We start from the raw sequence: 19,866 nt of genomic DNA, 5'->3' as shown, positions 1-19,866 counted from the left end.
CGTCCGGGCCGGCGGCGTCCCCGGTCAGCGAGCGGGCAGCGTCCCCCGGGCCGCGGGGGCCGGGGCCTGAGGGGGCACCACGGAGCCGCCGAAGGGGAAGTTGCGCAGCTTGCGCCAGATGCCGTCGGCGCCCTGCTCGTAGAGGGCGAAGCCGGTGCAGGACCACTCGGCCTCGTACTCCGAGAGCTCCTCGTACGCGCGGTCCATGGCCTCTTCGGAGATGCCGTGCGCCACGGTGACATGCGGGTGGTACGGGAACTGCAGTTCGCGTGGCATCGGACCGGACGCGTCGCGCACCCGCTCCTGCAGCCAGGAGCAGGCCGAGGCACCGGCCACCACCTGGACGAACACGACCGGCGACAGCGGACGGAACGTGCCCGTCCCGGAGAGCCGCATCGGGAAGGGCCGGCCGGCCGCCGCGACCGAGATGAGGTGCGCCTCGACCGCGGGCAGCGCCGAGGCGTCCACCTCGGTGGGCGGCAGCAGGGTCACGTGCGTGGGGATGCCGTGCGCCGCGGGGTCCCCGAAGCCCGCACGCCGCTCCTGGAGCAGGCTGCCGTGTGGCTCCGGGACCGCGATCGAGACGCCGATCGTTACGGTCCCCACGTCGTACTCCTGTCGTCGTGTCGATGGGCAGAGGGGCGCCGCCCGGTGGGCGGCGCCGTACAGCGGTCGTCCGGTGCGGTTGCTCAGTGCTTGGCGGGCAGGAAGCCCACCTTGTCGTACGCCTGCGCGAGGGTCTCGGCGGCGACCGCACGAGCCTTCTCCGCGCCCTTGGCCAGGATCGAGTCGAGCGTCTCCGGGTCGTCCAGGTACTGCTGCGTGCGGTCCCGGAAGGGGGTCACGAACTCGACCATGACCTCGGCGAGGTCGGTCTTCAGCGCACCGTAGCCCTTGCCGACGTACTTCTGCTCCAGTTCGGCGATACCGATGCCGGTGAGGGTCGAGTACACGCCGAGGAGGTTGCTGATGCCGGGCTTCTCGGCCACGTCGTAGTGGATCTCGGTGCCGGTGTCGGTGACCGCGCTCTTGACCTTCTTGGCGGTGGCCTTGGGCTCGTCGAGCAGGTTGATCAGGCCCTTCGGCGTGGACGCCGACTTGCTCATCTTGATCGACGGGTCCTGAAGGTCGTAGATCTTCGCCGTCTCCTTGAGGATGTACGCCGACGGCACGGTGAACGTCTCGCCGAAGCGGCCGTTGAACCGCTCGGCGAGGTCACGGGTGAGCTCGATGTGCTGACGCTGGTCCTCGCCGACCGGCACCTCGTTGGCCTGGTACAGCAGGATGTCGGCGACCTGGAGGACCGGGTACGTGAACAGGCCGACCGACGCGCGGTCGGCGCCCTGCTTGGCGGACTTGTCCTTGAACTGCGTCATGCGGGAGGCCTCGCCGAAACCGGTGAGGCAGTTCATCACCCAGGCGAGCTGCGCGTGCTCGGGCACGTGGCTCTGCACGAACAGCGTGCAGCGCTCCGGGTCGAGACCCGCGGCGAGCAGCTGGGCGGCGGCGAGCCGGGTGTTGGCGCGCAGCTCCGCGGGGTCCTGCGGGACCGTGATCGCGTGCAGGTCCACCACCATGTAGAAGGCGTCGTGGGACTCCTGCAGCGCCACCCACTGGCGGACCGCGCCGAGGTAATTGCCGAGGTGGAACGAGCCGGCGGTGGGCTGGATTCCGGAGAGCACACGAGGTCGTTCAGAGGCCATGGTGCCCATTCTCTCAGGTGACTCTCATAGGTCGGAAACAGGTGTGTGACGGATGGGAACCGATCCGCCACGGCCGGTGTATCAAGAGTGTGAGGACACAGGGGGAGGTCCTGGAGGGGGGCCGCGTCGTCGACGAGGGTGCGGTGATCGCCCGCGTGCGCGCCGGAGAAGCGGAGGCGTACGCGGAATTGGTGCGGGCGTTCACCGGCATCGCGCTCAGGGCGGCGGTGGCACTCGGCGCGGGATCGGACGCGGAAGACGTGGTGCAGCAGGCCTTCTTCAAGGCGTACTGCTCACTCGGGCGATTCAGGGACGGCTCGGCCTTCAAGCCGTGGCTGCTCGCGATCGTGGCCAATGAGACGAGGAACACAGTGCGTTCGGCGGTGCGTCAGCGGTCGGTCGTGGGCCGGGAGGCCGCGCTCGCCGAAGCCGAGCCGCTGATACCGGAGTCGGCGGATCCGGCGGTGGCCGCGCTGGCGGACGAGCGCCGGGCCGCGCTGCTCGCCGCCGTCGACCGGCTCGGCGACGACCACCGGCTGGTCGTCACCTACCGCTATCTCCTGGAGATGGACGAGGCGGAGACGGCCCAGGCGCTCGGCTGGCCGCGGGGCACGGTGAAGTCCCGGCTGAACCGCGCGCTGCGCAAGCTGGGCGACCTGCTGTCCGAGGCGGGAGGCGAGGGACGTGGGTGAGCGGCGCCGCGAGGGCGGTCGCGGTGACGCGGAGGAGGCGGCTCGGCTGCGCGCGGAGCTGCGCGCGCTCGGCCGGTCGATGGACGCCGGGGGCGCGGGCGCGGAGACGATGGCCGAGCGGGTGCTCGCCCGGATCATCGCGGAGCAGGCCCCGGTGCCGGTGGCCGAGCGGCCCGGTCCCGGCGAGCGGCTGCGCGGGCTGCGGCGCGGTCTGCGGATGCGGTGGCGGACGGTGACGGCCGGGCTGTGCGGGCTGCTCACGGTCCTGGCGCTGACGCCTCCGGTGCGGGCGGCCGTCGTCGACTGGTTCGACTTCGGCGGGGTCGAGGTGCGGTACGACCCGTCGGCGACGCCGTCGGCCGGTCCCGGCGGGCGCGGCTGCGGTGATCCGGTTTCGGCGGCGCGGGCCCGGCGGCTGGCCGGGTTCGCGCCCGTGGTGCCGAGGTCGCTCGGCACGCCGGACGCGCTGTCGGTGACGCGCGGCCCGGACGCCCACGTCCTGCTCACCCTCTGCTGGTACGAGGACGGCGGGACGATACGCCTCGACGAGTTCCCCGCGCTGCTCGACCCCGGCGTCGCCAAGACGGTGCCGCGGCTGCCCGAGTGGGTCGGGATCGACGGGGGGACCGGGCTCTGGTTCGCCCGGCCGCACCGGCTCACGTTCTGGCTGGAACAGGAGGACGGAGACCGCTGGCGCCGCTCCGAGCGGACGGCGGGGCCGACGCTGCTGTGGACGCGGGGGACGGACCTGACGCTGCGTCTTGAGGGCGTGCCGTCGAAGGAGCGGGCGGTGGAGATCGCGCGGTCCGTCCCGGAGAGGTCCGCCCCGTGAGGAAACGCACCGCGGATCGGTGCGGGCGGATCGGGAACCTGAACGGCTCGGGCGGTGTACCAGAAGTGAACCCGGCGCGGAGGGCGCGCCGGCGGGCGGCTGGGGGGATCGGACATGCGGACGGCAAGGGGCTGGTGCGGGGCGGCGGCAGGACTGGGTGTCACGGCGGCGCTGGTGGCCTTCGGCGCGCCGGAGGCGGCGGCGGGCGGGCCGACGAGCGTGCTGCTGGTGTCACCGGAGAGCACCCGGAGCGCCGCGCTGTATTACAGCGACGAGGAGTACGGCGCGCTGGAGCGCATGCTGCAGCCCGCCGGTTCCGCAGGGAAGCGGGGCGGCGAGGACCCACCGGGCCTGGGCATCGGCGAGAGCACCCGCCAGATCAACGTCACGTGGATGGTCCACGACGTGCAGCCGTGGCGGGTGGACCGGGTCTATCCCCCGCAGCCCGGCAAGAAGGGCAAAGAGGTCTGGGTGCACCGGTCGACGGACCCCGACTCCATGAACGGCGACTGGTACCGGGCGAAGGACCCCCGGCGCCTCACCTCGCTGTTCAAGGAGCTCGGCCTGCTGGGCAGGGCGTCCGACCGGGGCACCTCGGGGATCGCGCCGGGCATGGGGTCGAAGCCGGCGCCGACGGCCGCGGAGGAGACCGGGACGGGCGGCGCCCGGCGGCCGGCCGCCGCCGGCACCGGCGCACCGGGGAGTACGGACCCGGACTGGTGGTGGGCGATACCGGGCGCCGGGGCCGGCGCGGTCGCCGCGCTGCTGCTGCGGCGACCGGTGGCCGGGCGCTGGGCCGCGGCGTCGGCGTGGCGGAGGCGCCCGCAGGAGCCGGGACCCCGGCAGGAGCTGCGGGACCTGTGAGTCGCCGCCCCGCCGACCCGGGCGGGGGCGTCAGGTGGTCGGCAGGCCCGGCGCCGGATGAGCGGCCATCAGGTCGGCGACCTCGGACCTGATCTTCGTCAGGGCCGCCTCGTCGCCGGTGCGGGCGGCGGCGACACCGCGGTCGATCCATTCGGCGACGGCAGCCATGTGCTCGGTGCCCAGTCCGCGCGAGGTGAGGGAGGGGGTGCCGATGCGGATGCCCGAGGGGTCGAAGGGCTTCCTCGGATCGAAGGGCACGGTGTTGTGGTTGACGACGATCCCGGCCCGGTCGAGGGCCTTGGCGGCGACCTTGCCGGGGACGTCCTTGGGGGTGAGGTCCATCAGGATCAGGTGGTTGTCGGTGCCGCCGGAGACCAGGTCGAAGCCGCGGGCGAGCAAGGCGTCGGCGAGGGCCTTGGCGTTGTCGACGACCGCGTGGGCGTAGTCGCGGAAGGAGCTCCGGGACGCCTCGTGGAGGGCGACGGCGATGGCCGCGGTGGTCTGGTTGTGCGGGCCGCCCTGCAGGCCGGGGAAGACCGCCTTGTCGATGGCCTTGGCGTGCTCCTCGCGGGACATGAGCATCGCTCCGCGCGGGCCGCGCAGGGTCTTGTGGGTGGTCGTGGAGATCACGTCGGCGTGCGGCACCGGTGAGGGGTGGGCGCCGCCCGCGATGAGGCCGGCGATGTGCGCGATGTCGGCGACCAGGACGGCGCCCGCCTCGCGGGCGATCTCCGCGAAGGCGGCGAAGTCGATGGTGCGAGGGAGGGCGGTGCCACCGCAGAAGATCAGCTTGGGGCGCTCCTTGAGCGCGAGGTCGCGGACCTCGTCGAGGTCGATGCGGCCGTTCGTCGCGGGGTCGGCGGTCCGGCGCACGCCGTACTGCACACCGCGGAACCACTTGCCGGTGGCGGAGACGCCCCAGCCGTGGGTGAGGTGGCCGCCCATCGGCAGGGCCATGCCCATGACGGTGTCGCCGGGCTCGGCGAAGGCGAGGTAGACGGCGAGGTTGGCCGGGGAGCCGGAGTAGGGCTGGACGTTGGCGTGCTCGACGCCGAAGACGGCCTTGGCGCGGGCGATGGCCAGGCGCTCGACGGGGTCGATGTTCTGCTGGCCCTCGTAGTAGCGGCGGCCGGGGTAGCCCTCGCTGTACTTGTTCTGCAGGACGGTTCCGGACGCTTCGAGGACCGCGGCGGAGACGTAGTTCTCGCTGGGGATCAGCCGCAGCGTGTCGGCCTGGAGCTGCTCCTCCGCACCGATGAGGGCGGCGAGTTCGGGATCCTCGGCGGCGAGGGCGGGATGCTGCTGGGCGGCAGCGGAAAGGGAAGGGAGAGTCATGGCGTCCTCCGGGGCGAGCGGTCAGTGTCCGGTCGTGGTCCCGGGGTGCCCAGGCGGGCGGCACCTCGAAGGTTCTGCCTCACACGGCTTCCTCGGGGTCGGTTCCCCGCGCGCCAGTCACCGTGCTGTCGGGGCCACCCTAGCGGGCACGCCGGTACGGCAGGTTTCTTCGTCCGCGATGCGAGCGACGATAGAACTTGGGCGCCACACCCGCCCCACGCCGCAGGACGAACGGAGACCCCGTGTCGAGTACGCCATCTCCCCGCACGTCATCGTCGTCAGCCCCGTCGCCGTCATCGGCCACCGGATCCGGCACCGGCCCGACCGGTGCGCGGCTCATCGCCGAGGCCGAGGCGCACAGCGCGCACAACTACCATCCGCTGCCCATCGTGGTCGCCACGGCCGAGGGCGCGTGGATGACCGATGTCGAGGGACGCCGTTACCTCGACATGCTCGCCGGGTACTCCGCGCTCAACTTCGGGCACGGCAACCGCCGCCTCATCGACGCCGCGAAGGCACAGCTGGAGCGGGTGACGCTGACCTCGCGGGCCTTCCACCACGACCGTTTCGCCGAGTTCTGTACGCGCCTTGCCGAGCTCTGCGGCAAGGAGATGGTGCTGCCCATGAACACCGGCGCGGAGGCCGTCGAGACGGCCGTGAAGACCGCGCGCAAGTGGGGGTACCGGGTCAAGGGGGTGCCGGACGGGCGGGCGAAGATCGTCGTCGCGGCGGGCAACTTCCACGGCCGGACCACGACCGTCATCAGCTTCTCCACGGACGAGGAGGCGCGGGCCGACTTCGGGCCCTACACCCCGGGCTTCGAGATCGTGCCGTACGGCGACCTGGAGGCGCTGCGGGCGGCGGTCACGGAGGACACCGTGGCGGTGCTGATCGAGCCGATCCAGGGCGAGGCCGGGGTCCTGGTGCCACCGGCCGGATATCTGCCGGGGGTGCGGGAGTTGACCCGGGAGCGCGGGGTCCTGTTCATCGCGGACGAGATCCAGTCGGGGCTCGGCCGGACGGGACGCACGTTCGCGTGCGAGCACGAGGGCGTGGTGCCGGACGTCTACCTCCTGGGCAAGGCGCTCGGCGGCGGGGTCGTGCCGGTGTCGGCGGTGGTCGCCGACGCCGATGTGCTCGGGGTGTTCAAGCCGGGCGAGCACGGGTCGACGTTCGGCGGCAATCCGCTCGCCTGTGCGGTGGGGCTCGAAGTGGTCGACATGCTGTCGACGGGCGAGTTCCAGCAGCGGGCCACGGAGCTGGGCGAACACCTGCACGCCGAGCTGGGTCTGCTGACCGGCGCGGGCAAGGTGACCGAGGTGCGCGGACGCGGCCTGTGGGCCGGTGTCGACATCGCCCCGTCGTACGGGACGGGGCGGGAGATCTCCGAGAAATTGATGGCGAAGGGGGTGCTGGTCAAGGACACGCACGGGTCGACGATCCGGATCGCTCCGCCGCTGGTGATCAGCAAGGAGGATCTGGACTGGGGGCTGGATCAGTTGCGGGCGGTGCTGAGCTAGCGCGCGTCCGGCACGTCCGGTGCGTTCCGTGCGTCCGGCACGTCAGGTGCGTTCCGTGCGTCCGGCACGTCAGGTGCGTTCCGTGCGTCCGGCACGTCAGGTGCGTTCCGTGCGTCCGGCACGCCCGGTGCGTCCCGTGCGTCCCGTGCGTCCGGCACGTCCGGTGCGTCCTGCACGTCCGGCGCACCCGGGGTCCACGGTTCGTTCGCGCGTGCCCGGCCCCGCTCCCCCGCCCACGCCCCCACCCGCGTCCGTTTCGGGACGTTCGGCCCTGGTGGGTCCTCCTGGGTCCGCATAGCTTTGTTGCTCTTTTGCCCTGATGAGTACGGCTGTGTGACGGAGTGGGTTCGGTGGGGGTTCGGGCGTGGCACTGGTGCGCGTTGGTGGCGGCGGCGGTGGGGCTTTTCGCCGCCTGCCAGGTCGCCTTCAGGGAGGACGACAAGGCGCCCCGGTATGTGCGGGACGGCACCGCCGAGCTCGACCTGACCGTCACGGGGCGCCCCATACCCGAGACGCTCGCCGTGGTCGAGCAGGCCGTGGTGCGGTTGAAGGAGCGGGACGCCGAGGGGCTCGCGGGGCTGGCCCGGGAGAGCGCGGGGGCGGATGCGACGGCCCGGGAGTGGGTGAAGGAGTGGGGGGCCGCCGCGCACAAGCCGGTGGTCGCCGACTTCGCCGACGACTCCATCGACACCTGGACCGTCGAGCTCCGTTTCAAGGGTGAGTCCGAGCCGCTCGCCATGGACCTCAGGCACCGGGGCGAGGGCCGTGGGGAAGGGTCCGAGTCCGTCGGCATCGAGATGACCGAGGGGTACTACGACTAGTCCTCCGGGGGGGGGCGGGTGGTCCGGTGGGCAGGCTTGGGCCTCCTGCGCGGCGTCCGGCGCAGGTCGGCGCAGGTCATGATGCAGGCGGTGGTGTCGAGGGATCGTTGCCACCGCCGGCGCTCGGCAGCCAGCCTTACGTGAAGGTCGGCTCACAGGATGACGTGCGGGAGGAACCTCGCGTACTCGTCCGTGACCAGCCCCGTCGACTCCCGGATGCCGAGCCCCGCCGCCTCGTCCTCGACGACCCACGCGCCGAGCACGACCCGGTTGCCGTCGAAGTCGGGCAGCGGGGCCAACTCCTGGTAGCAGCAGGGCTCGTCGCGCAGGCCGTCGTCGATGGGGGCCGGTACCGGGGCGGTTCCCGCCGACGTGTCCACCGGCTCGTGCACCGTCACCCCGGCGCCCTCGCGTCCGAGCAGCGGCTTGGTGACGTAGCCGCGGCCCGCGGCGAGTTCGCGCGGGCCGTCCAGGTAGGCCGGGAGGAGGTTCGGGTGACCGGGATACAGCTCCCACAGCACGGCGAGCAGCGCCTTGTTGGAGAGCAGCATCTTCCAGGCGGGCTCGATCCACAGCGTCGAACCGGTGCCGCCGCCGTTGTCGAGGGTCTCCAGGACGTGCGGCGCGAAGCGGTCCGTGGTCAGCCACTCCCACGGGTAGAGCTTGAAGCAACTCCGCATGAAGCGCAGGCGCTTGTCGACGAAGCGGCGCGAGAGGCGGTCCCAGCCGATGTCCTCCATGGAGATCGCCTCCGTGGCGAGCCCCGCCTGGTCGGCCGTCTCGCGCAGGTACGCGACGGTCATCAGGTCCTCGCCGAGCTCGTCGGCCGCGGAGTGCGCGAAGTACAGCGGGCCGCCGGGCGGCAGCAGCGGCGCCTGCTTCTTCCAGGCGTCGACGAGCCGCTCGTGGAGGGAGTTCCACTGGTCGGCGCCGGGGAAGCGCTCCTCCATCCAGAACCACTGCGGGCCGGCCGCCTCGACCAGCGAGGTGGGCGTGTCGGCGTTGTACTCCAGCATCTTGGCCGGGCCCGTACCGTCGTACCGGAGGTCGAAACGGCCGTACAGGGAAGGGAGTTCGGCCCTGCGGTGCCAGGCCTCGGTGACGGCGGCGGCCACCCTCGGGTCGGTGATGCCGAGGTCGGCGAGGCGGTCGTGCTCGACGATGTGCGCGGCGGCGGCCAGGCACATGCCGTGCAGTTCCTCGACGACCTCCTCCAGCGCCTCCACCTCGGGCAGCGAGAAGACGTAGTAGGCACTCTCGTCCCAGTAGGGGCGCAGGCTGTCGTCCGGGTAGCGGGTCAGCGGGTAGACGAGGCCCTGCTCCTCGACCGTGCGCTGCCAGCCGGGGCGGGGTCGCGTGGTGCGGCGTTCCATGGCGTACGCGTCCGGTTCCCTCGCGTGCCGCTCAGCCGCCGCCGCTGCCGCTGCCCGAGCAGCCGAAGCCGTCCCGGTCGACGGCCTCGCTGCGGCTGAAGGTGCCGGAGTCGGCGTAGCGGCCGTCCACGTCGGCGTCGTAGTACCAGGCGGGTTCGGTGCGGCCCGAGGTCTTGCCGGTGCCGTATCCCCCGGAGCCCGCGGTGCGGCCCTTGCCCGCCGACGAACCGCCGGAGCCGCCGGAGCTTCCTGATCCGGACGATCCCGAGGAGGCCCCGGCCTTGCAGTTGCTGTCGGCGACGATCTTGTATCCGAGCATGGTGTCGTAGCTGTCCCGGTCCACGCAGCGGCGGTCGGGGTCCGAGCCGCAGGAGGTCAGGGCCGCGGCGAGGACGCCCATGCCGCCGAGGACGACCGTGCTGGAGCGCAGCCGTCGTGGAGTGTTCTGTGCCATGTGTCCCGTTCCCCCGTAGCCGTACGCGATGTACGTGCCGTACGCAGCCGTACGGCACGTCAGCGTAGGGAAGCCCCGCCGGAGCGTGCCAGCCCCCTCCCCCGGATGTCCCTCGGGTCTCCTTTGTCCCTCCCGGCTCACTGCCCTCTGCAGTCCTCTACAGTCACTTCGTGTCTCTTGGGATGATTTGCGCACTCGGTTCGGCGGTCTGCTTCGGTACGGCCTCGGTTCTCCAGGCGGTCGCCGCGCGCGCCACCGCGCCCGGCACCGGCTCCGGCGTCGACCCGGCGCTGCTGCTGCGCGCCCTGCGCCAGTGGCGCTACCTCGCGGGGCTCGCCCTGGACGGACTCGGCTTCGTGCTGCAGATCGTGGCGCTGCGCTCGGTCCCGATCTACGCGGTGGGCGCGGCGCTCGCCGCGAGCCTCGCCGTCACCGCGGTGGTCGCCTCCCGGCTGCTGCGCGTGCGCCTGAGCGGTGTCGAGTGGGGTGCGGTGGGCGTCGTGTGCGCGGGGCTCGCGATGCTGGGCCTGGCGTCCGGCGACGAGGGCGACCGGGCCGGGTCGACGGCCCTGCGGTACGTGATGCTGGGCATCGCCGTCGCCGTCCTGCTGGTCGGCGCGGTGGCCGGGCGGCTGCCCGACCGGGGGCGGGCGCTGGCGCTGGGCCTGGGGGCGGGGTGCGGCTTCGGCGTGGTCGAGGTGGCCGTGCGGCTCATCGACGACGTGTCGCCGGGGGCGCTGGTCGCCAATCCGGCGGTGTACGCGCTGCTGGTGGGCGGGGGTGCGGCTTTTCTGCTGCTCACCTCCGCGCTGCAGCGGGGGTCGGTCACGACGGCGACGGCCGGGATGGTGATCGGCGAGACGATCGGGCCCGCGCTGGTGGGCGTCGTCTGGCTGGGCGACCGCACCCGCGAGGGGCTCGGCTGGCTGGCGGTCCTCGGCTTCGCGGTGGCCGTCGCGGGGGCGTTGGCGCTGGCCCGCTTCGGGGAGGCGCCGGCGGAGGGGGTGCGGTGACGGGTCTTTCCGCGCCCCGACTTCGGCCCCGCCTCTGCGCTCCGCGGCGCCCCGACTTCGGCCCCGCCCCTGCGCTCCGCGGCACCCCGACTTCGGCCCCGCCCCTGCGCTCCGCGGCACCCCGACTTCGGCCCCGCCCCTGCGCTCCGCGGCACCCCGACTTCGGCCCCGCCTCGGGGCTCCGCCCCGGACCCCGCTCCTCAAACGCCGGAGGGGCTGATTTTCCCTCCCGCCAGGGGACTTTCCCGATCCCCGCGCCCCCCTCACCCGAGAGGCTTCCCCCCATCCCCACCCCTCACCCGCCCGCCCCCGCCAGCACCCTGCACAGTGCCTGCAGTGCTCCTGTCCAGGCGTGTTCCGCGGGGGTGCCGTAGCCGACGACCAGGCCGTCCTGGTCTTGGGGCGTCGCCTCCGGGTGGCGGAAGAGGGACAGGCCCTGGAGGGCCAGGTGTTGCCAGTTGGCCGCCTGGACCACCGTCCTCTCGTGACCCGGGGGCAGCCGCAGGACCGCGTGGAGGCCGGCCGCCAGGCCGTGCACCTCGACGTGGGGGGCCGCCGTGGCGAGGGCCCGCACCAGGTCGTCCCTGCGGCGCCGGTAGCGCAACCGCATCCGCCGGACGTGCCGGTCGTACGCCCCCGACGTGATGAACTCCGCGAGCGTCAGCTGGTCCAGGGCGCCGCAGGACGCGCCGTCCGCGTCCTTCGCGGCGAGCACCTCGTCGTGGACGCCGGCCGGCAGCACCATCCAGCCGAGCCGCAGGCCCGGTGCGAGGGACTTGCTGGCCGTGCCGAGGTAGACGACGTGTTCGGGGTCCAGGCCCTGGAGCGCACCGACCGGCTGGCGGTCGTAGCGGAACTCACCGTCGTAGTCGTCCTCCAGGATCAGGCCGCCCGCGCGCCGCGCCCAGTCGACGGCGGCGGCGCGCCGGTCGGGGTGCAGCGGCACGCCCATCGGGAACTGGTGGGCGGAGGTGAGCAGGACCGCCTTGGACGACCCGGCGGCCAGGCCCGCGACGTCCGTCCCGAGCGCGTCGAAGCCGAGCGGGGCGGTGCGCAGGCCCGCCCGGTGCAGCAGGTTCCAGTGCAGGTCGAGGCCGTACGACTCCACGGTCACCGTGCGCAGTCCGCGCGCCCGCAGCACCCGGCCGAGGATCGCGAGGGCGTGCACGAACCCGGCGGTGACGACGATGCGTCCGGGGTCGGCGTGCACGCCGCGGGCCCGCGCGAGATAGCCGGCCAGGGCGGTGCGCAGCTCGACGCGGCCGCGCGGGTCCGCGAAGCCGAGCGCGTCGTCGGGCGCCGCGGCGAGCGCACGGCGGGCCGCCTTCTGCCACTCCGCGCGCGGGAAGGCCGACAGGTCCGGTCGGCCGGGGGTCAGGTCGTAGGTGGGCGCGCCGCCCTTCCGGCCGGGCGGCCGGGGCCGCGCGGGCGGGGTGACCACGCGCTCGGCGACCCGGGTGCCCGAGCCCTGGCGGGCGGTGAGCCAGCCCTCGGCGACCAGGTCGGCGTACGCGTCGGCGACCGTGTTGCGCGCGATGCCGAGGTCGACGGCGAGAGCGCGGGACGACGGCAGGCGGGTGCCGGGGGCGAGCCTGCCGCCACGCACGGCCTCGCGCAGGGCATCCGTGAGACCCCGGCGCACGCCGTGGCGGGACGCGTCGCCGCCGGTCTCCAGATGGAGGTCGACGCCCAGAGTGGCCCACGTTTCTTCCATGGAAATGGACCATACCCGTGGGCTACCGCGATCGTAGGGTCGAGAGCATGACGACGAACGAGACCACCAGCACCGACAGCACGACGGCCCCCGCGGGACACGTCCACGAGCACACGCCCCGCCTCGACTGGGCCCGGCACGCCCCCGAGGTCTTCAAGGCCATGATGAAGCTCGACGCGGCCGCCCGTCGGGGCCTCGACCCGGTGATCTTCGAGCTCGTCAAGGTCCGCGCCTCGCAGATCAACCGCTGCGCGCTCTGCCTCGACATGCACTCCAAGGACGCCCTCGCGGCCGGCGAGAGCGTCGAGCGGATCATCCAGCTCAGCGCGTGGGAGGAGTCGCGGCACTTCTACACGGCCAAGGAGATCGCCGCGATCGAACTGACCGAGGCGATCACCGTGCTCACCGACGGCTTCGTGCCGGACGACGTGTACGAGCGGGCCGCCGCGCAGTTCGAGGAGGCGGAGCTGACCCAGCTCATCGCCGCGATCACCGTCATCAACGCGTGGAACCGCTTCGGCGTCAGCACGCGCCAGGTGCCGGGACACTACAAGGCGGGAGAGGCCAAGTGAGCCCCCGCACCACGCACTTGGACCCGCGCGTCGCGGGCGCGATGGGCGCGCTGAGCGGCGCCGCGAAGAAGGGTCTCGGCGACCCCGTGCTCGCCGAGCTGGTGATGATGCGAGCCTCGCAGATCAACGCCTGCGCCTTCTGCCTCGACATGCACGTGGACGAGGCGGTGAAGAACGGCGAGAGCACCAAGCCCATCGCGCTCCTCAACGCCTGGGAGGAGGCCGGGGAGCTCTTCACCGCCCGCGAGCGCGCCGCCCTCGCGCTCACCGAGGCGATCACCGTGCTCACCGGGGGCACCTCCCAGGCGTCCGGCTCCGGGGGCGGCTTCGTGCCGGACGACGTGTACGAACGGGCCGCCGCGCACTTCGACGAGGGGGAACTCGCCCACCTCATCGGCGTGATCACCGTCATCAACAGCTGGAACCGGCTGATGGTCAGCCGCCGCATCGCCCCCGGAGGCCCGGCATGGTGAGCGCCGCCGACACCCTGCGCGCCCTGCACCACGGCCGGGCGCCGGGCGACCCGCTGGTCCTGCCGGGGCCGTGGGACGCGGCGAGCGCCCGGACCTTCGAGGAGGCCGGACACCCGGCGCTCGCCACGCCCAGCGCCGGGATCGCGCTGTCCCTCGGGTACGAGGACGGGCAGGTGCCGCCCCGGGAGATGTTCGCGGCGGTCGCGCGGATCGTGCGGTCCGTGTCGGTGCCGGTGAGCGCGGACGTCGAGGCCGGCTACGGCCTCGCGCCCAAGGAGCTGGTGGAGCGGCTCCTGGAGACGGGCGCGGTCGGCTGCAACCTGGAGGACTCCTGCGGCGACGGGGACGGGGCGGGCACGCTCCGGGACCCGGCCGAGCAGGCCGAGTTCCTCGCCGCGGTGCGCGAGGCGGCGGGCACGGAGCTGTTCGTGAACGCGCGGGTGGACACGTTCCTGCGGGGCGTCGCCGACCCGGCGGCCGCGGTCGAGCGGGCCCGCCGGTACGTGGCGGCGGGCGCGGACTGCGTGTACCCGATCTTCGCGCCGGCGGAGGCGATCCCCGTGCTGCGGGCGGGGATCGGGGCGCCGGTCAACGTCCTGGCCCGGCCGGGCGGCCCCGCCCCGCGGGAGCTGGGCGAACTGGGCGCCACCCGCATCACGTTCGGGCCCGGCCTGGCGCACCGGACCATGGCGGCCCTGCGCGAGATCGCCGCCGACCTGGGGTAGCCGCCCCGGGTCCGGCGCGGACGCCGCGTGCCGGGTGCCTCTGCGGAGACACCCGGCACGTGTGCGAAGGCACCCGGCACGTGGCGGCGAACCCCCTGCCGTGGGCGGTGTGCTGCTACTTGGACGCGGGCAGCCACGCCTTCCACTTGGACTCGTTCTTGTCGATCCACGCCTTCGCGGCGTCCTGCGGCGACATCTTCTTGTCGGCGATCATCAGGGAGACCTCGTTCTGGTCCTCCTCCGACCAGTTGAACTTCTTCAGGAACCGCGCGGCCTCGCCGCCGTTCTTCGCGAAGTCCGCGTTGAAGTACTTCTGCAGCGGCGTGTGCGGATAGGCGCACTTGATCTTCGCCGGGTCGGCGTCGCAGCCCTCCTTGTACGCGGGCAGCTTCACCTCCGTCATCGGCACCTTCTCGAACAGCCACTGCGGCTTGTACCAGTACGTCAGGAACGGCTTCCGCTGCTTGGCGAACTGCTCGATCTGGGTGATCTGCGCCGCCTCGGAGCCCGCGAAGACGACCTTGAAGTCCAGGCCGAGGTTCTTCACGAGCGCCTTGTCGTTCGTGACGTAGGACGGGGAGCCGTCCATCAGCTGGCCCTGGCCGCCGCTCTCCGCGGTGCGGAGCTGGTCCGCGTACTTGTTGAGGTTCTTCCAGTCGGTGACGTCCGGGTGCTTCTTGGCGAAGTACGTCGGGACGTACCAGCCGATGTGCCCGGTCACGCCGACGTCGCCGCCGGGGACGATCGTCTTCTTGTCCTTGATGTAGCGCTGTTCCTGCTCCGGGTGGCCCCAGTCCTCCATGATCGCGTCGACGCGGCCCTGGCTGAGGGCGTCCCAGGCGGGGACCTCGTCGATCTGGACCTTGTCGACCCGGTAGCCCAGCTCGTGGTCGAGCAGGTACTCGGCGACGGCGACGTCCGCCTGCGCGCCCACCCAGGACTGCACGGACAGCGTCACGGTCTTGGCGCCCGCCGCGTTCGCGTACGGGGAGGACTGCTTGGTCATGTCGGCCTTGCCGCACCCGCTCAGCGCGAGCAGGGTGCCGGCCGCGATCACGGCGCTCAGTGCGCGCGTACGGACTCGCATGTCAGGCCCCCTTCTTCACACGGCGCTCGGTGGGCTGCGTGACCCGGTCCAGCATCAGGCCGAGGCACACGATGGCGGCGCCGCCGACCAGGCCGGAGGCCAGGTCGCCCTGCGCGATGCCGTACAGCACGTCGTAGCCGAGCGCGCCGCCGCCGACCAGGCCGCCGATGACGACGACGGCGAGGACCAGGACGACCGCCTGGTTGACGGCGAGCAGCAGGGCCGGGCGGGCCAGCGGGAGCTGGACCTGGCGCAGCTGCTGCCAGCTGGTCGCGCCGAGGGAGCGCGAGGACTCCATCGCCGCGGGGCTGACCTGGCGCAGGCCCTGGGTGGTGATGCGGATGACGGCGGGCAGCGCGTACACGATGGCCGCGGCGACCGCGGGGGCGCGGCCGATGCCGAAGAGGGCGACGACCGGGATCAGGTACACGAACTGCGGCATGGTCTGGAAGATGTCGAGGACCGGCCGCAGCAGCCGTTCGAAGCGGGCGCTGCGGGCGGTCGCGATGCCGACCGCGAAGCCGATCACCATGGTGACGGCGACGGCGGCGAGGACCTGCGAGAGCGTGTCGAGGGACTTGTCCCAGACGCCGAGCACGCCGATGCCGGCCATCGCGAGGACCGCGGTGAGCGCGGTCTGCCAGGTGCCGATCAGCCAGGCGAGGGCGGCGACCACGAGCAGCAGCGACCACCAGGGCATCCACTGCAGTCCGTCGCGGACCGGGTCGAGGACCCAGGTGGTGAAGTGCGCGGCCCAGTCGGCGGTGCCGCCGACGACGGGCACGCCGGTGTAGAGGTGGTCGACCATCCACTCCTTGGCGGTGTTGACCGGCTCGACGATGTTCACCGTCCAGGTCTCCGGCCAGTCGAGGCGGTCGGCGAGGCGGAGGGCGACGGCGACCACGACGGTCACCACGGCGGCGAGGCCCCAGCCGCGCCCGCCGGTCAGCCACGGGTTGCCGCCGGTGGCGTGGTCCGCGCCGAGGCGCTCGCCGGCCGCGCCGGTGACGCGGTCGAGGACCACGGCGAGCAGCACGATCGGGATGCCGGCGGCGAGTGCGGCGCCGACGTCGACGGAGCCGAGGGCCTGGTAGACGCGGTCACCGAGGCCGGCGCCGCCGATCATCGAGGCGATCACGGCCATCGACAGGGCCATCATGATCGTCTGGTTGAGGCCGAGCAGCAGCTCCTTGCGGGCCAGCGGGAGGCGCGCGGAGAACAGTCGCTGGCGGGCGGTGGTGCCCAGCGAGGTGACGGCCTCCATCACGCCGCCGTCGGCGCCGCGCAGGCCGAGCGCCGTGAGGCGGGCCATGGGCGGGGCGGCGTAGATGACGGTGGCGAGGACCGCGGCGGGCACGCCGACGCCGAAGATCAGCACGGCGGGCAGCAGGTACGAGAAGGCGGGCAGCACCTGCATGGTGTCCAGGACCGGCCGCAGCAGGCGGAAGATCCGGTCGCTGAGCCCGGCCGCGAGGCCCATGAGCGCGCCGAGCACCACGGAGACGAGGACGGCGACGACCATCAGGGCGAGCGTCTGCATCGTCGGCACCCACATGCCGAGCAGGCCGCACAGGGCGAACGAGGCGGCCGTGAGGGCGGCGAGGCGGACGCCCGCGACGCGCCAGGCGATCAGCGCGGCACCGACGACGACGCCGGCCCAGCCGCCCGCGAGGAGCACCAGGTAGACGGCGCGCACCGACAGCACGATGGCGTTGCTGATGTGGCCGAAGAAGTAGGTGAACAGCCAGTGGCTGTCCCGGTTGTCGATGATCCAGTCGCTGACCTTGCCGAACGGCTCGGTCAGGTCGACGGTGAGCGCGTCCGGCCAGGCGCCGGAGGCCCACTTGGCGTTCGCGATCGGCACGAGGACGGCCGCGGCGACGGCGAGCAGCAGGAGCTTGCCGACGACACGGTGTCGCAGGAGTGCGCCGATCCCGGTGTCCCGGACGGGGCCCGATGCGGTGACGGTGGCCATCAGACGACCACCCCGCTCTGGCCGGGGACGGCGGGCGCGGGCGCGGCGGTGCCGGCGACCACGGCGAGCAGCCCGGCGTGGTCGACGACGCCCAGGCAGCGCTTGCCGTCCATCACGCGCACCGGGAAGCCGGAGCGGGCGACGGCCTCGATGGCCTCGGAGACCTTGGCGTCGGGGGCGAGGGCCGCGCCGCGGGTGGCCTCGTCGTCGGCGGCCGGGCGCATCGCGCTGCGCACGCTCATGACGTCGGCGCGGACCACGTCGGCCACGAAGTCGCGGACGTAGTCGTCGGCCGGGGAGCCGACGATCTCCTCGGGGGTGCCGAGCTGGACGACGCGGCCGTCGCGCATCAGGGCGATGCGGTCGCCGAGCTTGAGGGCCTCGCTGAGGTCGTGGGTGATGAAGACCATCGTGCGGCCCTCCTCACGGTGCAGGCGGACGACTTCTTCCTGCATGTCGCGGCGGATCAGCGGGTCGAGGGCGCTGAACGGCTCGTCGAAGAGGAGGACCTCGGGGTCGACGGCGAGGGCGCGGGCCAGGCCGACGCGCTGCTGCTGGCCGCCGGAGAGCTGGCCGGGCCTGCGCTGTTCGAGGCCTTCGAGGCCGACCTTCTTGACGACTTCGAGGGCCTTGGCGCGGCGTTCGGCCTTGCCGACGCCCTGGATCTCCAGGCCGTAGGCGACGTTGTCGAGGACCGAGCGGTGCGGCAGCAGGCCGAAGTGCTGGAAGACCATGGCGGCGCGGTGGCGGCGCAGTTCGCGCAGGCGGGCCTTGTCCATGGCCAGGACGTCCTCGCCGTCGATGGCGACGGCGCCGGAGGTCGGCTCGATGAGGCGGGTCAGGCAGCGTACGAGGGTGGACTTGCCGGAGCCCGACAGGCCCATGACGACGAAGACCTCACCCTTCTTGACCTCGAAGGACACGTCGCGCACGGCGGCGGTGCAGCCGGTCCGCTCGCGCAGTTCGGCGGGGCTCAGGCCGTGCAGCTCGGTGTCGCCGGGTATTCGCTCCGCCTTGGGCCCGAAGACCTTCCAGAGGTTCTGTACGGCGAAGACGGGGCGCTCGCCCTGCTCCTCGGTGCCGGTCGTGCCGGTCGTGGTGTCCGTGGTGTTCACGGCGGCCTCGCTCATCGGCCGTCACCACCAAGGATCTCGGCACATTTCTCCCCGACCATGAGTACTCCGATCATCGGGTTCACGGCGGGCATCGTCGGGAAGACGGATGCGTCCGCGATACGGATATTTGCCATGCCCCGGATCTTCAACTCCGGGTCGACCACCGCGAGTTCATCACTGGAAGCACCCATTCGGCAGGTGCCCGCGGGGTGGTAGACGGTGTGCGCGGCCTTGCGGACGAGCTCGCTGATCTCGGCGTCGTCGGTGACGTCGGGACCGGGGAACACCTCGCGCTTGAGCCACTTGGCGAACGGCTGGGCCTGCGCGACCTTGCGGGCCAGCTTGATGCCGTCGACGAGGGTCTGCCCGTCGTAGTCGACGCCGTTCTCGTCCAGCTCGAAGTACTTGAAGTCCAGGGCCGGCTTGACCTCGGGGTCGGCCGACGTGAGGTAGAGCCGGCCGCGCGAGCGGGACTTGGGGATGTTCGGCGTCATCGAGACGCCGTGCTCGGGGCGTTCGTACCCGAGCCGCTCCGGGTTGTCCGTGAACGGGATCTGGTAGAAGTGGAACATCAGGTCCGGGCCCTTATGGGCCGGGTCCCGCTTGACGAACAGACCGGCGTCCGAGTCCATCGCGGAGTTGCCGGGGATGGGCCCGTCGGTCTCCCAGACGATGACCGACTCGGGGTGGTCGATGAGGTTCTCGCCGACGCCCGGCAGGTCGTGCACGACCGGGATGCCGAGGGCCTCCAGGTCCTTCTTCGGGCCGATGCCGGAGTGCAGCAGCAGCCGCGGCGTGTCGACGGCACCGGCGCAGACCACCACCTCGCGGCGCGCGGTCAGCAGCTTCTCGGCGCCGTCCTTGGTGCGGACGTGGACGCCGCGGGCGGTCGTGCCGTCCAGCTCAAGACCGGTGGCCCAGGTCTCCAGGAAGAGGTGGAGGTTCGGGCGGTCACCGGCCTCCATGTGGGGGTGCAGGTAGGCGACCGAGGCGGAGGACCGCTTGTTGTTCTCCGGGTGGTACGAGAGGTCGAAGAAGCCGACGCCCTCGTCGAAGGGCTGGTCGTTGAAGCCGACGACCTCGGGGACGCCGAGCGCGGTCTTCGTCGCCTCGACCCAGTCGGTGGCGATCTGGTTCTGGTCCTTCTTGGCGACGCGCACGATGTTGTTGCGCAGCTTGCCGAAGTAGGGGTCCATCGCCTCGGCGTTCCAGCCGGTGGCGCCCGCCTCTTCCCACTCGTCCCAGTCGGACGGCAGCGGCTTGAAGGAGATCAGGGTGTTGTGCGACGAGCAGCCGCCGAGCACCTTGGCGCGGCTGTGCAGGATGTGCGAGTTGCCGCGCGGCTGCTCGGTGGTCGTGTACTCGTAGTCGAGCTCGCCGCCGAGCAGGCCGAGCCACTTGCGCAGCGTGAGGACGTCCTCACGGCCGATGTCGCTGGGACCGCCCTCGATGACGGCGACGGTGACGTCCGGGTTCTCGGTGAGCCGGGACGCGATCACCGATCCTGCGGTGCCGCCACCGACGATGACGTAGTCGAACTCGGTCTGGTCAGACATGCGTACGTGCTCCTCTTCCTGCGAGGTCGTGCCAAGGTGCTT

General features: G+C 72.6%; 19 protein-coding genes and 1 riboswitch. Of the genes, 9 read left to right on the top strand and 10 right to left on the bottom strand.

The window, feature by feature from the left end; genetic code table 11:
* Positions 1-24: 24 nt before the first annotated feature.
* Complete coding sequence (locus ACFYXE_RS01815) at positions 25-606, bottom strand: 2'-5' RNA ligase family protein (RefSeq protein WP_361177857.1); 582 nt, start codon at positions 604-606, stop codon at positions 25-27.
* An 83-nt stretch (positions 607-689) separates the two neighbouring features.
* Complete coding sequence (gene trpS / locus ACFYXE_RS01810) at positions 690-1,703, bottom strand: tryptophan--tRNA ligase (RefSeq protein ID WP_361177859.1); 1,014 nt, start codon at positions 1,701-1,703, stop codon at positions 690-692.
* Between the two features lie 89 nt (positions 1,704-1,792).
* On the opposite strand from trpS, the gene ACFYXE_RS01805 reads away from it, so the two are divergent.
* The 3 genes from ACFYXE_RS01805 (at position 1,793) to ACFYXE_RS01795 (ending at position 4,091) form a co-directional block, all read left to right on the top strand.
* Positions 1,793-2,395, top strand: coding sequence for an RNA polymerase sigma factor (locus ACFYXE_RS01805; protein ID WP_389307939.1), 603 nt, complete (start codon positions 1,793-1,795; stop codon positions 2,393-2,395).
* Positions 2,388-3,227: a hypothetical protein gene (locus ACFYXE_RS01800; protein ID WP_389307937.1), complete on the top strand. Its 840-nt coding sequence runs from the start codon at positions 2,388-2,390 to the stop codon at positions 3,225-3,227. The genes ACFYXE_RS01805 and ACFYXE_RS01800 overlap by 8 nt, the downstream gene beginning before the upstream one ends.
* 114 nt (positions 3,228-3,341) lie before the next feature.
* Positions 3,342-4,091, top strand: a complete 750-nt coding sequence (locus ACFYXE_RS01795) for a hypothetical protein (RefSeq protein ID WP_389307935.1) — start codon at positions 3,342-3,344, stop codon at positions 4,089-4,091.
* Positions 4,092-4,121: 30 nt separating this feature from the next.
* On the opposite strand, the gene glyA is transcribed toward ACFYXE_RS01795, so the two are convergent.
* Positions 4,122-5,426 (bottom strand): serine hydroxymethyltransferase, encoded by a 1,305-nt coding sequence (gene glyA / locus ACFYXE_RS01790; protein ID WP_389307933.1) that lies wholly within the window; start codon positions 5,424-5,426, stop codon positions 4,122-4,124.
* A gap of 40 nt (positions 5,427-5,466) precedes the next feature.
* Positions 5,467-5,557, bottom strand: a riboswitch (ZMP/ZTP riboswitch).
* Positions 5,558-5,668: 111 nt separating this feature from the next.
* Between glyA and rocD the strand changes: the two genes are divergently transcribed.
* Both rocD and ACFYXE_RS01780 read left to right on the top strand, forming a co-directional pair.
* Entirely contained in the window at positions 5,669-6,946 is a 1,278-nt protein-coding gene (rocD, locus tag ACFYXE_RS01785; protein WP_389307931.1) for an ornithine--oxo-acid transaminase, read from the top strand.
* A 350-nt stretch (positions 6,947-7,296) separates the two neighbouring features.
* Positions 7,297-7,767: a hypothetical protein gene (locus ACFYXE_RS01780; protein ID WP_389307929.1), complete on the top strand. Its 471-nt coding sequence runs from the start codon at positions 7,297-7,299 to the stop codon at positions 7,765-7,767.
* Between the two features lie 152 nt (positions 7,768-7,919).
* On the opposite strand, the gene ACFYXE_RS01775 is transcribed toward ACFYXE_RS01780, so the two are convergent.
* Both ACFYXE_RS01775 and ACFYXE_RS01770 read right to left on the bottom strand, forming a co-directional pair.
* On the bottom strand, positions 7,920-9,140 hold the full coding sequence (locus tag ACFYXE_RS01775; protein WP_389307927.1) for a glutathionylspermidine synthase family protein: 1,221 nt from the start codon (positions 9,138-9,140) through the stop codon (positions 7,920-7,922).
* 31 nt (positions 9,141-9,171) lie between these two features.
* Positions 9,172-9,594: a hypothetical protein gene (locus ACFYXE_RS01770; protein ID WP_389307925.1), complete on the bottom strand. Its 423-nt coding sequence runs from the start codon at positions 9,592-9,594 to the stop codon at positions 9,172-9,174.
* 182 nt (positions 9,595-9,776) lie between these two features.
* On the opposite strand from ACFYXE_RS01770, the gene ACFYXE_RS01765 reads away from it, so the two are divergent.
* Complete coding sequence (locus tag ACFYXE_RS01765) at positions 9,777-10,607, top strand: hypothetical protein (protein ID WP_389309445.1); 831 nt, start codon at positions 9,777-9,779, stop codon at positions 10,605-10,607.
* Between the two features lie 295 nt (positions 10,608-10,902).
* On the opposite strand, the gene ACFYXE_RS01760 is transcribed toward ACFYXE_RS01765, so the two are convergent.
* Positions 10,903-12,321 (bottom strand): PLP-dependent aminotransferase family protein, encoded by a 1,419-nt coding sequence (locus tag ACFYXE_RS01760; RefSeq protein WP_389307923.1) that lies wholly within the window; start codon positions 12,319-12,321, stop codon positions 10,903-10,905.
* Between the two features lie 47 nt (positions 12,322-12,368).
* On the opposite strand from ACFYXE_RS01760, the gene ACFYXE_RS01755 reads away from it, so the two are divergent.
* Genes ACFYXE_RS01755 through ACFYXE_RS01745 form a run of 3 tightly spaced genes read left to right on the top strand, consistent with a single transcriptional unit; the run spans position 12,369 to position 14,091 of the window.
* Positions 12,369-12,893 (top strand): carboxymuconolactone decarboxylase family protein, encoded by a 525-nt coding sequence (locus ACFYXE_RS01755; RefSeq protein WP_389307921.1) that lies wholly within the window; start codon positions 12,369-12,371, stop codon positions 12,891-12,893.
* Positions 12,890-13,366, top strand: a complete 477-nt coding sequence (locus tag ACFYXE_RS01750; RefSeq protein ID WP_389307919.1) for a carboxymuconolactone decarboxylase family protein — start codon at positions 12,890-12,892, stop codon at positions 13,364-13,366. Before ACFYXE_RS01755 ends, ACFYXE_RS01750 begins: the two co-directional genes overlap by 4 nt.
* Positions 13,360-14,091, top strand: coding sequence for an isocitrate lyase/phosphoenolpyruvate mutase family protein (locus ACFYXE_RS01745; RefSeq protein WP_389307917.1), 732 nt, complete (start codon positions 13,360-13,362; stop codon positions 14,089-14,091). Before ACFYXE_RS01750 ends, ACFYXE_RS01745 begins: the two co-directional genes overlap by 7 nt.
* A gap of 115 nt (positions 14,092-14,206) precedes the next feature.
* On the opposite strand, the gene ACFYXE_RS01740 is transcribed toward ACFYXE_RS01745, so the two are convergent.
* The 4 genes from ACFYXE_RS01740 to ACFYXE_RS01725 are packed head-to-tail and all read right to left on the bottom strand — an operon-like array spanning position 14,207 to position 19,824.
* Positions 14,207-15,178 (bottom strand): glycine betaine ABC transporter substrate-binding protein, encoded by a 972-nt coding sequence (locus ACFYXE_RS01740; protein ID WP_389307915.1) that lies wholly within the window; start codon positions 15,176-15,178, stop codon positions 14,207-14,209.
* A gap of 1 nt (position 15,179) precedes the next feature.
* Positions 15,180-17,153 carry an ABC transporter permease gene (locus ACFYXE_RS01735; protein WP_389307913.1) on the bottom strand — a complete coding sequence of 658 codons (1,974 nt, stop codon included), beginning with the start codon at positions 17,151-17,153 and terminating at the stop codon, positions 15,180-15,182.
* A complete protein-coding gene (locus ACFYXE_RS01730; RefSeq protein WP_361177570.1) occupies positions 17,153-18,283 on the bottom strand; it encodes a glycine betaine/L-proline ABC transporter ATP-binding protein in 1,131 nt (376 codons plus the stop codon). Before ACFYXE_RS01730 ends, ACFYXE_RS01735 begins: the two co-directional genes overlap by 1 nt.
* Positions 18,280-19,824, bottom strand: coding sequence for a GMC family oxidoreductase (locus ACFYXE_RS01725; RefSeq protein WP_389307911.1), 1,545 nt, complete (start codon positions 19,822-19,824; stop codon positions 18,280-18,282). Before ACFYXE_RS01725 ends, ACFYXE_RS01730 begins: the two co-directional genes overlap by 4 nt.
* Between the last annotated feature and the right edge of the window lie 42 nt (positions 19,825-19,866).

It is taken from the genome of Streptomyces sp. NPDC002564, from assembly GCF_042889645.1.
GTDB lineage: Bacteria > Actinomycetota > Actinomycetes > Streptomycetales > Streptomycetaceae > Streptomyces.
Note: the sequence above shows the minus strand (reverse complement) of the source record. Positions and strands in the feature narration are given on the sequence as shown.

What these genes read in the sequence shown, in the direction of transcription:
- ACFYXE_RS01765 (WP_389309445.1), top strand. Translation starts at nt 9,777, where the DNA reads ATGATTTGCGCACTCGGTTCGGCGGTCTGCTTCGGTACGGCCTCGGTT.
- ACFYXE_RS01725 (WP_389307911.1), bottom strand. Translation starts at nt 19,824, where the DNA reads ATGTCTGACCAGACCGAGTTCGACTACGTCATCGTCGGTGGCGGCACC.
- ACFYXE_RS01735 (WP_389307913.1), bottom strand. Translation starts at nt 17,153, where the DNA reads ATGGCCACCGTCACCGCATCGGGCCCCGTCCGGGACACCGGGATCGGC.
- trpS (WP_361177859.1), bottom strand. Translation starts at nt 1,703, where the DNA reads ATGGCCTCTGAACGACCTCGTGTGCTCTCCGGAATCCAGCCCACCGCC.
- ACFYXE_RS01745 (WP_389307917.1), top strand. Translation starts at nt 13,360, where the DNA reads ATGGTGAGCGCCGCCGACACCCTGCGCGCCCTGCACCACGGCCGGGCG.
- ACFYXE_RS01740 (WP_389307915.1), bottom strand. Translation starts at nt 15,178, where the DNA reads ATGCGAGTCCGTACGCGCGCACTGAGCGCCGTGATCGCGGCCGGCACC.
- ACFYXE_RS01760 (WP_389307923.1), bottom strand. Translation starts at nt 12,321, where the DNA reads ATGGAAGAAACGTGGGCCACTCTGGGCGTCGACCTCCATCTGGAGACC.
- ACFYXE_RS01775 (WP_389307927.1), bottom strand. Translation starts at nt 9,140, where the DNA reads ATGGAACGCCGCACCACGCGACCCCGCCCCGGCTGGCAGCGCACGGTC.
- ACFYXE_RS01795 (WP_389307935.1), top strand. Translation starts at nt 3,342, where the DNA reads ATGCGGACGGCAAGGGGCTGGTGCGGGGCGGCGGCAGGACTGGGTGTC.
- glyA (WP_389307933.1), bottom strand. Translation starts at nt 5,426, where the DNA reads ATGACTCTCCCTTCCCTTTCCGCTGCCGCCCAGCAGCATCCCGCCCTC.
- ACFYXE_RS01730 (WP_361177570.1), bottom strand. Translation starts at nt 18,283, where the DNA reads ATGAGCGAGGCCGCCGTGAACACCACGGACACCACGACCGGCACGACC.
- ACFYXE_RS01755 (WP_389307921.1), top strand. Translation starts at nt 12,369, where the DNA reads ATGACGACGAACGAGACCACCAGCACCGACAGCACGACGGCCCCCGCG.
- ACFYXE_RS01770 (WP_389307925.1), bottom strand. Translation starts at nt 9,594, where the DNA reads ATGGCACAGAACACTCCACGACGGCTGCGCTCCAGCACGGTCGTCCTC.